This is a genomic window from Hephaestia caeni (assembly GCF_003550065.1).
Classification (GTDB): domain Bacteria; phylum Pseudomonadota; class Alphaproteobacteria; order Sphingomonadales; family Sphingomonadaceae; genus Sphingomonas; species Sphingomonas caeni_A.
Map to the genome: position 1 here is coordinate 851,484 of NZ_QXDC01000002.1, position 12,575 is coordinate 864,058.

General features: G+C 61.6%; 11 protein-coding genes. 1 reads left to right on the forward strand and 10 read right to left on the reverse strand.

Annotated elements, in window-relative coordinates; genetic code table 11:
• Positions 1-34: 34 nt before the first annotated feature.
• On the reverse strand, positions 35-535 hold the full coding sequence (locus DFR49_RS03940; protein ID WP_119035254.1) for a DUF2726 domain-containing protein: 501 nt from the start codon (positions 533-535) through the stop codon (positions 35-37).
• 11 nt (positions 536-546) lie between these two features.
• Positions 547-747: a hypothetical protein gene (locus DFR49_RS03945; protein ID WP_119034495.1), complete on the reverse strand. Its 201-nt coding sequence runs from the start codon at positions 745-747 to the stop codon at positions 547-549.
• Positions 748-1,084: 337 nt separating this feature from the next.
• On the opposite strand from DFR49_RS03945, the gene DFR49_RS03955 reads away from it, so the two are divergent.
• A complete protein-coding gene (locus DFR49_RS03955) occupies positions 1,085-1,297 on the forward strand; it encodes a hypothetical protein (RefSeq protein WP_119034496.1) in 213 nt (70 codons plus the stop codon).
• 9 nt (positions 1,298-1,306) lie between these two features.
• On the opposite strand, the gene DFR49_RS03960 is transcribed toward DFR49_RS03955, so the two are convergent.
• The 8 genes from DFR49_RS03960 to DFR49_RS03995 form a co-directional block, all read right to left on the reverse strand.
• The gene (locus DFR49_RS03960; protein WP_119034497.1) at positions 1,307-4,111 is read right to left on the reverse strand and encodes a conjugal transfer protein TraG N-terminal domain-containing protein; all 2,805 of its coding nucleotides are present in this window, start codon (positions 4,109-4,111) and stop codon (positions 1,307-1,309) included.
• 14 nt (positions 4,112-4,125) lie between these two features.
• Positions 4,126-5,469, reverse strand: a complete 1,344-nt coding sequence (locus tag DFR49_RS03965; RefSeq protein WP_425454924.1) for a conjugal transfer protein TraH — start codon at positions 5,467-5,469, stop codon at positions 4,126-4,128.
• A 110-nt stretch (positions 5,470-5,579) separates the two neighbouring features.
• On the reverse strand, positions 5,580-6,497 hold the full coding sequence (locus tag DFR49_RS03970) for a conjugal transfer protein TraF (protein ID WP_245968223.1): 918 nt from the start codon (positions 6,495-6,497) through the stop codon (positions 5,580-5,582).
• Positions 6,469-8,343, reverse strand: coding sequence for a conjugal transfer protein TraN (locus tag DFR49_RS03975; protein ID WP_119034499.1), 1,875 nt, complete (start codon positions 8,341-8,343; stop codon positions 6,469-6,471). The genes DFR49_RS03970 and DFR49_RS03975 overlap by 29 nt, the downstream gene beginning before the upstream one ends.
• Positions 8,340-9,086: a type-F conjugative transfer system pilin assembly protein TrbC gene (trbC, locus tag DFR49_RS03980; RefSeq protein WP_119034500.1), complete on the reverse strand. Its 747-nt coding sequence runs from the start codon at positions 9,084-9,086 to the stop codon at positions 8,340-8,342. The genes DFR49_RS03975 and trbC overlap by 4 nt, the downstream gene beginning before the upstream one ends.
• 10 nt (positions 9,087-9,096) lie before the next feature.
• Positions 9,097-10,719 carry a group II intron reverse transcriptase/maturase gene (gene ltrA, locus DFR49_RS03985; protein ID WP_119034501.1) on the reverse strand — a complete coding sequence of 541 codons (1,623 nt, stop codon included), beginning with the start codon at positions 10,717-10,719 and terminating at the stop codon, positions 9,097-9,099.
• A 595-nt stretch (positions 10,720-11,314) separates the two neighbouring features.
• Positions 11,315-12,334 carry a conjugal transfer pilus assembly protein TraU gene (gene traU, locus DFR49_RS03990; RefSeq protein WP_119034502.1) on the reverse strand — a complete coding sequence of 340 codons (1,020 nt, stop codon included), beginning with the start codon at positions 12,332-12,334 and terminating at the stop codon, positions 11,315-11,317.
• Positions 12,331-12,552, reverse strand: coding sequence for a hypothetical protein (locus DFR49_RS03995; protein ID WP_425454906.1), 222 nt, complete (start codon positions 12,550-12,552; stop codon positions 12,331-12,333). Before DFR49_RS03995 ends, traU begins: the two co-directional genes overlap by 4 nt.
• Between the last annotated feature and the right edge of the window lie 23 nt (positions 12,553-12,575).

Below are 12,575 nucleotides of genomic sequence, written 5' to 3' on the forward strand. Positions count from 1 at the left end.
TCCTTCTCGCGGTCGATCCGCGCTGGTTACCCGGTCATCCCCGTTCCTCTCTAAGAACGCCCACAAATCTGAGGATCTCGGGCACGGCCGGCCTTGCCGTCGCCGGCACGCGTAGCGTGCGATACCCCGCGCCCGCGGTCATCTCGTCTCGCTTGCGGTCCCTGTCGAACCGGTGTGAGCCGTCGTCGACCTCGATTAGAGCCACGACCGCGCCGGTGGCCGGGTCCTCAACTACAAAGTCGACGATCTTCTGAGAGAAAGCATTGCGGTCTGCAGGCGTCGAGCGTCGGCCTGGCCGGGAAGGGATTCTGAGCAACGCGCCCATCGCAACCTGGGCATGGATGCGATACATTGGCAGGATCTGCTCAATGGCCGCCAGCATCGCCCGTTCTCGCTTGGTCATGAACGGCTTCGCCACCGGGGCGGGCGGGCCCAGGCCACCCGTCAACCCGCGCAAGAGCGAGAGTATGACCGCCGCCGAGACAGCAAGGCCCAGGATGGGCAGGAGCGATTGAAGCGTTTCCGTTGTGTGCATGGCGGCCTCGTTCAGCCCCAACCATCCCGACGGCCCTCTCCACGGTCGCGAAGGCTGCGACCGTCGACTGCGGATCTGCGAATGTTGAGTTCAATCTCGCCGCCCTTCCGGGTGATTTGGACATCGCTTGGATCAAGGTTGTTGCGACGGGCATAATCGTCGGCCGCCTTCTCGCTGCCGAACTTCCCGGCTTGTTCGAATTCCCATCCCATCTTCGTCTCCTTCGCTTACCAAGGGCAACACGCTAGCGGCCCCGACGAGGCCGAGCGGTCGCAAGGTCACTTTTCAACGCTTGCTCAGCGCGGCAGCGCAGCACGAGGTAGAGCGTGCTGGCATCCCGCTCGGCATCGATTGGATCTCGCGTTAGCGCGGCGCGCAGCGCGGCCTTGAGCCAGAAGCTAGTCGCTGGATCCTCCAGCAGCTTCTCAATTTCTGATCTCTTCCGATCCATAATTCTCCCCTCCGCCTTGAACCTCATGTCGCCATGACCTGTATTTGCTTTTGTGATTGTCCTCGTTCGTGCTATGTTCAGGGCAGGAGGTTGGTTCGATGAGCCAGTTCGATTGGGACACTTACAACGCTACTAAAGACTCGCCGGCTGGTGCCGTCCACGCTTCGAAGATCGACTGGACTGAGTACCTTCCTGGGGACGATCCCGCAGACGTAGCGGATCCTGCCTCCACGAAGTGGCAAGTAGTTTTGACGGTTGTTTTTGTTGCCAGCATCCTCGCCTTTTTTGCGTTTGTCTCGACGATCATTTGATCGCGTCATTCAGTCGCGCAGTTTAGGGTCGTTGAAGAAGCCGACATTCTGACTGTCCGTTACTTCCGACCGCGCACGCGAGCCTCCTTGCCTGTTCACCGCCCTTCCCGTCTGCGCCGCGGCGCGGCCTTGATCGATTTCCACTCGACCCTGATCGATGATCGCTCCGGCCGCGCCAGGGTCGTTTCCGCTGCCCGGACCCGAGGGGCGCCGGCTACCGCCTGAAGGTGTGTAGTGGCCGCGCACATCGTTTTCGGACGCAACATCAGGACGCTGAACGGATACGAGATTGGGCTCATGAATTTCCGAGCGGATCTCCTCGCGAATGGTATCAAGACGATCGTCCATCCACCTTTCGATCATGGCGTTGCGCGTCGCGCGATCATGCGCTGACAAATCCGTGGCCCAGAGGTCGGGAACATTGATCGCTGGGTTGCGTGCCTGCTCCGCGCGGTACCATTGGGCCAAATCCTGGCTCAGGTTCTCGCTGAGATTGAGCCCATGTGACTCCGCATAGCTTGCGTCCCGGGACAGGGACTGCGCGATCTCGTCGAGCTTTTCAGCCGACCGTTGGTAGGACTGAGCAAGAGCAAGGCTTTCTTCGGAAATCCTCGCGCTTGAGTCCGTAACAGACGAACGACTGAAGCTGCCCGAGCGTTCGTAGGTGCCGGCGGACTCGCTGGCGCTGGAGCCGCTCGCGTGGTCGTCGCGGAAACTGCTTGACGAAGCACTACGATCTTCGCTGGAGATATTCCGGTTCGTAGAGTGGCTCAAATCCGACTGCTGCGTTCCGCGCGCTGAGGTGCTCGCCCCCAACGAGCCAGACAGGGGACCACCGCCACCGCTACCACCAGCGCGCCCGCGACGGCCAAGGCCGGTGCCGACCGAGCCTTCAACCGATTGCTGCACTATGGCTTGGCGCCCGCGATTGTCCGTAACGGAGAACCTATCGGTATCGGAATTCGATTGCTCGATCCCTTCCGATGTATTGGCGGTCCGACGATCGAACCGGTCGACAGATGTGGCCGATTGGGAGCCGCTGGCGCTCTCGACGCCCGAGGTCGTTTCGCTGGAGCGCGTGTGAACGGATGCGTCGCGATCGGTAGCCGTCAGGAGCGAGGTGGCGCTGTTACGATAGGCTTCGGCCTGCCGGTGTGCCTCGGAGGCGACCTGCCGCATTTCTGCGACGCTGTTTGTCGACATTGTCGGCGTAAAGGCGAGCCGCGAAATCGCGCCTGTCGTGTCGATTACATCCTGGCCAGTGCCATAGTTCGAGATAATCGTGCCGTTGTCCGTGCGGAAATCCATCCGCGATTGCCCGGCCAGATAGCTCGGCGCCGTCGACCATTGATCGGATTGGCGCATATTGGCCGAGGTGTTGCCGTAGCTGACATTGCCGTAGGAATAATTGCCCGTGGTCTGCTCGAGCGCGGCCGCTTCAGCGGCGTTCTGGGCCGGCGCCAACATCGCCATCGAGTGGCTCGCGATCCCCATGGCGCCGCGCGCCATTCCGGCGGCAAGGAAGGGCACGCTCATCAAGAGGAAGCCTGCGATCGTTGCCGTCTCCTCGTTCACGGCGCCGATGCCGGCGAAGGTTGACAGTGTTACACCGCCGGGCGCCATCGCTACTGCCGAGCCGGTCGCCCTACCCATGATGATCATGTGGAGGACCACATAGAGCGGTCCCCACGCAGCGAGGTAGAAGAAGCCGGCCGTGTAGCCTTTCAGCGTCGGCACGCCCGTCCTAGGCATGAGGAACAGAGGAAAGATCACCGGGAACATCGCGAAAAACACGACGGTCAGCACGACGTTTAGAACCGGCACCCAGCTCATGGCCTGCTGCGCGATCGAACCATAGGTATTGCGTGCCTGGATGTCGGCACGTGTCATCGCGAAAGTATCGATCGCGGCTGCGCCGGTTCCGCCGGACATCGAGTTGCGCGCTTGCATGAAGGCGTTGATCGCGGTGTTCTGGCGCAAGATCCCGACATGGCCTCCCCCGGTGCCGGTGAAAGCCTGATTGACCACCGGCACGTCGTCGCGCAGCTTCTGGGCCGCCAGGGCATTGCTCAGGCGAGGATAGAGCTCTTTTCCCCAGATCGGCAGGTTGGCCTCGATCATCGGCGTCCACTGCGCATCGAGGGCGGAATAGGCGTCGCTGCATGTCCGGATATGGCTCTCGACACCGCCGCCGGATATACGCGTGATCCAAATCTGGGAACGCGCCGGCGATCCGGGACCGATGGCCGCCCAAAGGTCCGGTGCATTGGCAAGGTCGGTCATCGACTTGAAACCGAGCATCACGTCGTAGAAGACGCAGGCCTTGAAATGCTCCTCAAGGTTGGTGGCGAATTCGGCATCGCGAATGCGCAGGTTTCGCGTGGCATCGAACAGGCGGGAGCCATAGACCATGCCGTTGGTCGTGTAGTTGAGCGCTGCGGGCATAACGAACACAGTCTCGGCAGTTTTCGTGAGATAATCCCCGACCTGGCTCGTAAAGCTCGCGATAACGCCGAGCCCGATCGGCACATTGTCGACCGTAGCGGGCGCGAGCGAGGGGTTGAGATGATCCGTCACCTTGATGCTGACGGTCGGCACCATCAGGCACATGTAGATCGCCGTCGCTTGCAAGAACCAGTTCAACCAGGCACGCCAGTCGAGGCTGAACGCCACCACTAGAAGAGAATAGATCAGGCCCATCACCATGACGACGCGCAGCATCGACCGGTAGCCCCCTCCGCCTGCCCAGGCCGCGACCGCATTGAAGGTGTTGACGATGTACTCGCCGCCGCCGATCGTGAAGACTTCGAGCATGGTCAGCCTTCCCCCTACTGAAGGCCCTGCGCGCTGAGACCCCGCGAGAAATTGAGCGCGGCCGACATACCCGGCGTCATCGTGTTCTGGAGCGTCGATTCCAGCATGATCGAACGGTCGATGATCTGCATGGTGACCTGCAGCTTCTGATCGAGGCGCACGCCGCGTTGCTGGAATTTCTGACGGGTCGCCGCGATCTGCTGGCGCCATTGCGCGGCGGTTTCCTGGTCGAAGGTCTGATAGTGGATTTTGGCCTGTTCGACGCGATCGAGCATGTTGTCGATCATAGCGTTCAATATGTCGACCGAGACGATCTCGGCGAGCGTCTGGATCTCGCCGTCCGTGAGCGTGTAGCGCGCCGCTGACTGCACCGCGAGGATCTTGAACAGCGGAATGCTCGACATGTTGAGGAGTTGCTTCTCGGCCGCATCGATCGCGACGTCCGTGCGGATCTTCGCAGCGATATCCTTGATCATCGATGCGATCCGCGGCCGCAGCGCGGCGCTTTCCGGGATGGTGAGCGATTGAGTCGTTATATTGAGACATAGCGTCTCTTCGTCGCAGCGCAGGATGTTGACCGCTGCGCCCCCGGCTGTGCCATCGAGAAGAGCGGTGACCACGGCCTCTTCGGCAGGCCCGACCATTGTGACCTGCCCTCCGACGCTTGGATCGGTGGAGGGACGGGTTACGACTGTGCCGACCAACGTCATGATATATTCGCTGAATTCCTTGTCGAACGCGCCGAACTTGTTGGACTTACGTAGCGCTTCCCAAGTGTAATTGTGGGGCTCGCCGACCAGTTGATCCTTCATCGCTGGATCACTGTTCGCAGCGATCGTTGAATCCCGGCGGTTTCCGTTGTTGCAATTCTGCCGGGCGGCCGCCCAGTCCGAGAAAATGCCTTGGCTGTTACCGACGGCCTCACAGATTGTGGCGCGTGTTGTGTCCATTTGGGGCCATAAGCCGCCGACCAGTGCCTGCGCCGTCTCGCAGGAGCTGATATTCATCTGGTTTAAGAGCTGCGCCTTCTGCGCGAACTCATCCATCACTTTGCCGATCTCCGGGCTGATCGAGTCGATCGCCAGCTTGAATGCAAAGCCCAAGGCGTTGTTGGCGGTGGCCTTGAGCATAGCGACGATTTCGGCGGTGTTGATGAAGGAGAAACTCCCCGAGAACAGGTCGATTCCGCCGCATCCTGCGCGCGCCGACGGGAGCTGGAGATTGAAAGGCGAGACCGATTTCTGGGGAAAGCGCGTCCACAAATTGCCGAGAGAATAATAACCCGCCGACTGGCCCTCGAACGCGCTTGGTCCGGTGATATTGGCCGCACCGCCGGCGTCGTTGAAGAAGGCGTTCATCTCACTGGCCACACCGGCTTGCGCGGGCTGCACGACTGACAGGTTGAGCGTAGCGATCAGAGCGATCGCCGAAGAAGCGGCGCGGATTGCCGATCGAAGAGGGCGTCGCATCAGAAATCACTCCCGACTGTGGTGTTGGTGAGGGTGAAGATGCGGTCCATGATCTCGTCGGCCGACAAGATGCCGTAACCCACGGGCAGCGTCCGCTTCGTCACGGTATCGTACAGAACGAGCGCCGGCGTCTCTCGACCGGGAATCCCCATGCGCTCGCGCTGGCCGCTGTCGACGAGGTAGTTGGGAAAATCCTTTGATGGGCCGCCATCCATCGACACAGCCATCACGGTCAGGCGATGACTGTCGGCCACCGAGCGCAGGATCGGGCCAGCTACATCACAGGCGGCGCAGCTCTGCGCGTAGAAATAGAACAGGCCGTAGCGCTCGCCGAGACGAGTCAGCACCGCGTCCCTGTCCGCCTTGCGATTGTCGATCCACAGCCGCTTGCCCAAGGTCGAGACCGGGCGCTGCAGGGTGTAGTCCATATCGGGGTGCTGCCAGATCGCCCGCTGCCAGACGTCGGAGAAGGTCGAGGCGCGATCGAGCTGTTCACGCTGAAAACGCACATAGGCGATGACGTTCTCTTCGCTGGGATGGAGGATCGCGCGTGCCTTGAGCTCATCGAGGGTCGCCCTCACTGCTGCGAGTTGCTCGGCAGCGGGGACGGTCGGAACCTGTGTTTTGTCCGGGGGCGGTCGGCGTGCCGGATCGCAATAGAACCAGGTGCCGAGGCGGCGCTCGCCGCAATAGAAAGGGTCACCGGCAGACTGCCCTGCTCCCTCCTCATCCGCGGCGAACGAGGGACCACAAGCCAGCGCGGTGACCGCAACCGCCAAGGCCACCAGCAAGGAGGGAACGCGCCGATATGAACTACCGTGACTTCGGGATACAGGCTCCCGGCGCCGGCGAGCACCGGGTGTCCGCAGCGGCAAAGGGCGGGGCTGATCAGCCGCCGCCAGGAGCGGATCGGGCATAGTATTCCTCTATCTTCTTCTGAATGTCGGACATCGTTTGAACCTCATCGGGCAGCTTTGCCGCGTCGATGAACTCGGCGTAGACCTCGGTGAAATCCATCTTCGACAGATCGAGGCCCGCGAACTCGTGGATCGAGAATCCGCGGCATTGCTCGTTCTTCGGCGCCCCCCAAGGCTTGCCGAGCTGGATGCGGCCCTGTTCCTGCAGAATCCGGGACAGCTTGCTTTCGAAGCAGCAATAAGTCGTTCGCTTGGTCTTGCAGATGCCGAGAAAACTCGACGAGCAGTAGGTCCCGACCTTGTGGCAGAATCCCATGCGATCCTTGATGTCGAGCATCTTCTCCTGAGTAGAGCAGGCGAATAGGGTGAGGAACGGCGTAGCGATCGCTGCGATCGCCGCCGGACCGCCGGCAAGCGCGGCCGCACCGGCGCCGACGGTGAGCAGGCCAGACACTTTGCCAGCGCAGCAGTTGATCAGGCCGAACACCGGCTTGTGGCAGGTTTCACGATCGCCGCTGAATACGGTCAGCTCATCCGGGTTGAACTCTTCGCCCGCCTGCCCGATGGCATGAAGCGCTACCAAGGCATCCTTGAGCTCAGTCGACGCCTCGCGTTCGATCGTCTCGCACTCGCCGTTGAGGCAATAGACATCGTCGCCGCAAATATATTGCTTATCATCGGCGTCGCCGCCTGACCCCGGCACCGGACATCGGTAGATCCGCTCACGCACCTCGCAGCCGGGGGAGTCTTCGTCATCGTCGAGGCACTCCTCGCGCAGGAAGGTGCATTGGGCATTCGCCTCAAGTGACGGGCAGTCATTGCCGGTAGACTTAGTGTGACAAAGATAGCTCCGGTTCCACGCCCAGCATGGTTGCGTGACGGCAACGCCGTCAACGATGCGCGTCACAGGATCGCTCGAGGTGCAGATTTCCTCCTGCTGGACACACATCGCATCACCGGCGAAGGGCGCGCAGGCTGCCTCGTTACGCGTCGCTGTGACGGTCGAGGCCTCCCCGTCCTTCGATAGCCAGTATTCTCCGGTCGCGAGGACGATTCCGGGATGATAATAGCCGGGCGTGATGCCCTGTGCCGGCGCGGTACATTTTAGCTCATATGCCGTGTGGCCGAGCGACGGACACGATGGTGCCGGAGTGAAGCCGAACGGCCCGAAATTGCTGCAATAGTCGATCGCGCGCGTTTCCTGGCAGATCCCGCTCGCGACCTCGTCATCGAACGCTGCCCGGGCGGGATAGACACCACCATCCGCAGGCATCGTGCTCATCCGCCCCGCCCAGTATGTGTAGGTTTCACGCTTCTGGACAGTGACGTTCAGAGGGATCGTGCAGGAGCGGGCTTGCTCGTTGAGCTGACTGCCGACATTGCAGCTGGCTTCATACCAGCCTTCTGCCAGGTGGCCTGGCGGCAGCGGAATGCAGCTTCCCTGGCCCCCACTGATCTCCTCGCCATCGAGATAGGCCTCTGGGTCCTCCTCGATCGCACGTCCGCGCGCGATGTCGGCCTTGATTTCGGCGGCATCAAACTTTGGGCGAACGCGGTCGCCCTCGATGACAGTTGTATAGCCTTCGTTAGAGGAGGTCTGCGCCGAAGCATCCGAGACCATTTTGTCGGGATCGTCGAAATAGGACGACTGCGGCAGCGTATTGCCATGGTAGCCCGGCACCTCGAAGGCTTGGCTATCCGTGTCCGGAACCAGAGTGCCATCCTGACGGAAAGCTTCAGCCATCGCCTTGCCCTCCGCCCGTGCATCGGCCGTCGTCTCCTGAGCCAAGGCAGGACTCAACGTCGCCAGGATGGCCACCGCCAGTATGGCGAGGCTCGGCCTCACGGCAGTGTCTTCCGGAGATTGCCGAGCGCGACGGCCGCCACCTTGGCGCCGGGCCCGCCCCCATCGGCGAACGATGCCAAGGCATATTCAGCCGTGACATTTCCGGTCAGGCGATCGTTCGGAGGAACGACGCTCTTGCAGCGGAAGCCTTCGCAAAGGTCGAAATCGGAGCCGACCGCGACGTAGGTCGGCACGGCTTGGACCTCGAACGCGCGAAACAAGCGCGGATCGATCCCGATGCTCGCGTGGTCCGCCCTATCCTCTACAAGGCGCGCGATCGCGGTCTGGAACGCTTTCATGGAATTGTCCGGAAAGCCGCGGAATACCACGACACCGCCCGCGCGCGAGACGTCGGCGATCATCCGTTTCAGGGACTCCTCGGGCATCGACAGGCTAGCGAACGCGATGAACTGCGGTGCCTGCCCGCGCGGTGCGTTGAGATTGCCGACGGCGCCGGCAACCAGTTCGTCGAAATCGACGACGCCCTTGGGACCCGCTGGCAGATCGGCGGCCGAAAGCCGCTTCAGGTTCTCGTGGCCCCCATCGGCCGCCGACGACGCCTCTTCCCGCAGCGCGTCGCCACGATCCTTTACGTGCGCGACGAAGGTCTCGGCATCAGCAGCCATGGCGGCCGCCCGGGCCTTGATCGCCTGGATGTCGAGTTCGTCCGTCGTCTGCGCCAGCAGCGCCGCGCCGCCGGCGAGCCCTGCCAGAACGATCGATGCGATGAGAATGACACGCATCGTTCCCTCCCTAAAGTAGAGTCAGACGTGGGCGCGGTGCGGTGTCTCCACCGCCCGTCTCCCACGCCTGCTCCCCGAACCGGACTTGCACCTTTCGTTGTGCATCCGGCTCTCCAGAAGTCTTGGCGAACTCGGGTTTTCTCATCCATTTCAGATCGAACCGTCGGACGGGCACGTAGCTCATCAAGAATTGCTCCGTGCCGCCTTCCGCCCAGACCTTGGTGCCCGGATGGGCGACACTCGGCCTACGCGATGATGCGATCTTCCTTCCGGGTACACCCGCATGCTTGGCCCGCAGCCACAGCCAGAGACGTTGACGCACATGCCAGTCGAGACTGGCGAAGATGCGTTTGGACCCTACGCAGTAGCGGTAATATGCGGACCACCCCCGAAGGTATGGATTGAGTTCCTGAAGCATGGCTGTGAGCGAACGCCGGAGCGTCTGCCGACGAGCCAGTTGATTTATCCGTATCCGGAAACCGTTTATCGGCTCGCGGGGGATTTCGATGCGGGCATGAAGCCCGAACCGCTTGTCCCACTTGAGCCTCACACGGCATCCCAAGAACCGACAGCCCTCGGTCAGCGCAGTGACGCGCGTCTTCTCGGGCGACAGCGTCAGACCCATGGTTTCGTGCAGGTAAGTGGCCAGCGCCTGCTTTTCGGCAAGAGCGTCAGCTTCCGTTCCTGACACGAAAATCAGGAAATCATCGGCATAGCGGACAGGGTAGAAGACCGTTCGACCGGCCCTCCGATCCTTGTCGCGCTTGATGGCCGCCAGCTTGATCCCATCGGATTTCAGCTTTGGGTCTTCTGGGCGGCGTACCCATTGCCGATACCGTTCCTCGATCACGCCAAGCGCGATGTTGGCCAGCAACGGCGAAAGTACCCCACCTTGCGGTGTGCCGGTGTCTGTCGGACTGTACGTGACGTCCTCCAGTACCCCCGCCTTGAGAAACTGTACGATCAACCGGTTCACCTTGCGGTCCGCGACGCCGTGGCGAACGCGGCCCATCAGAGGGTGATGACCGATGTTGTCGAAGCAGGCCTCAATGTCACCTTCGATGACCCATTGGTACGGCGCATCATGTCGGTAGCCATCGGCCGCAGGTTTGCCCCGCGACTGGATGGTCACACGGATATGTTCGAGGCAGGCCTGACTACCCCGCCCGGGCCGAAACCCGTATGAGACAGGCCAGAACCGGGCCTCGAAGATCGGCTCCAGTACTTGTTTGACCGCGCACTGCACCACGCGATCCTTGACCGTAGGGATACCGAGGGGTCGGAACTTCCCCGGTTTGCCGGGCTTGGGGATCCACTTCCTTCGTGCAGGAGACGGACGATAATCGCCCGACCGGAGCTCCTCTCGGAGCTCGTGAAGGAAAAGGCCGATCCCTTTGCCGGTTGCAATTTTCTCTACGGTCGCCCCGTCGACTCCCGGCGTCCGTTTGCCGCGATTACCGGCAATCGTCTTCCAAGCCATGTACAGATTGCGGGGATCGGTTACCCAATTCCACAAATCACGATATGGTGTCTCGAGGTTTTCCCGACTCCACTGGTATAGCTTTCGCTGAACGCTGAGGAGCCAAACCTGAGGGGCTTGATTATCAGAGTCCACTGATAGTTCCTCCGTCATGAAAGCACACCGACTTCCTGCCCGCCTTCGCCATGTGGACGGCTTTCCCGCCCTCGGACTACTACGCAGGCTCCGCCCCACCAGCGCCCATCCCCGGTCTCCGCGGATAGCCTGCTCCGAAGCAGGCGGACGATGATGGTTCCCGTGTTCCGACGATCGACCTTGGACCCGTAGGTGCGACGCTTAACCCCTTGCGGCTCAGGCATGCGGACAAGAAAGGACGATCCGCACACGAATACTCTGCGAGAATTCACCAGAAGGCAGCATGCCAAACCAACCGGTTCGCACCGCGATCTCCCCACCCCGTCAGGTGATCGGGAGTTCAACTGTAAATAAAGAGGCTTCAGACACGTCATTCGCTTTTATCTCACCATAGGCCCTGTGGTAGCCCGACCTGCGGCTGACGGGCCGCATCCGGTACAGTTAAGGTCTCCTGCTTTGAGGCCGTCCGCCGGAACGCGGAAAACCTTGGAGACCCCCTTCCGACCCGGCTCCTTCCGCCGAGTGGGGTGGCATCGCAGCCACCGGTCAATCGTCAGCAAGACGATCGAAAGGATATGATGTTGTTTTACATACATATTTCCTTTCTGCGCCGTCACGGCGCTCGCACGCAGCAATTGCGTTTGCGCCAGACGAGATAGCCCATGTCCTCGCCCGCGGCGGGGTAGGCTCTTCCGGCATCTGGCGGCATGGTCGACGCCCCGATCGGTGAACAGGCATAGCGTCCCGAGACCGTCGTAGTCGGGTTGGTCATCTGGAAGCGATATTGCTGCTTCCGCATGATCGGCATGAGATATTTCTTGCACAGGCCCTGCGAACCCATCGTGCCCCAGGCAAGACCCATCCGGTGCATCTTGTATGCGAAGCGGGATAGCGCGAGCCGCGACGACTGTACGTGGCCGATATGTGAGGGGATGTTGCCGTTGAGCGGGTACATCGTGCCCTGGCAGCCCGCGCACCAGAAGAGGGGGTCGAGCGGCAGCCCGACGGTCCCGGCGACACAATCTCCTGCACAGGCGGCGACCGCAAGCGGATTGGCGAATACGACCGCCTCGGGATTGATAAGCGCGGTCAGCGTATCGTCCTGCCAAAGCGGATCGATCTCAGTCATGTAGGCGATGTCGAAGGAGGCCTGCTCGAAGCACAGAAAGTCGGTCAGGATTTCCATCCAGTACAGGAGCGGATATACATACCAATGAACATGCCATTTGGCGGTGTTTTGGCTCTTGCCACCGACCTGGCTCGGTCCTGCGAGCATTCCCTGACCAATGTCGAATCCGGGCGCGATTTTCTTGCCGCCCAGATTGACGAAACACCATGGCTTCATCGTCACATCCGCGAGGCGGACCGGCTCCCAAAAACCGACCGAAATGCCGATGCGCGGCAGCGGATCGGCGCAGGCGCAGATCGGCGAGGCCGGATTGTTCGTGTCCGGCCGCCCGCTTGGCCAGATCTTGAGCCCGCCGACCGACAGCGGGAACAGGCACGACCAGCAGACGTCGGTAATGGGATTGACGAACTTGCCCGAGCATCCGACCGCTTCCGCACGACCTGGCAGAAGCATCAGCGAACCGAACAGAGCGAGGACAGCGGTAAGGAGGCGGAGCGGTTTCACGGTTCGCCCTCCCGGCCACGTCCGGCGAGCCACGCGTCATCGGCAGCGTTCTTCGCCCGAAAATAGCGGAAGCCCGAGACAAGCACGGCAAACAGCAATGCCGCGCACAGGACGCCAGCGCTCGGACCAGCGAGGGCGCGAAGCGGACGGAGGCACAGGATCGAAATCGCAAGGGAAACGCAAAGCAGTTGCCAGAGATGGCGACTGCGGCGCAGCATCCTTGTCTCGGGCGCTGCCATTG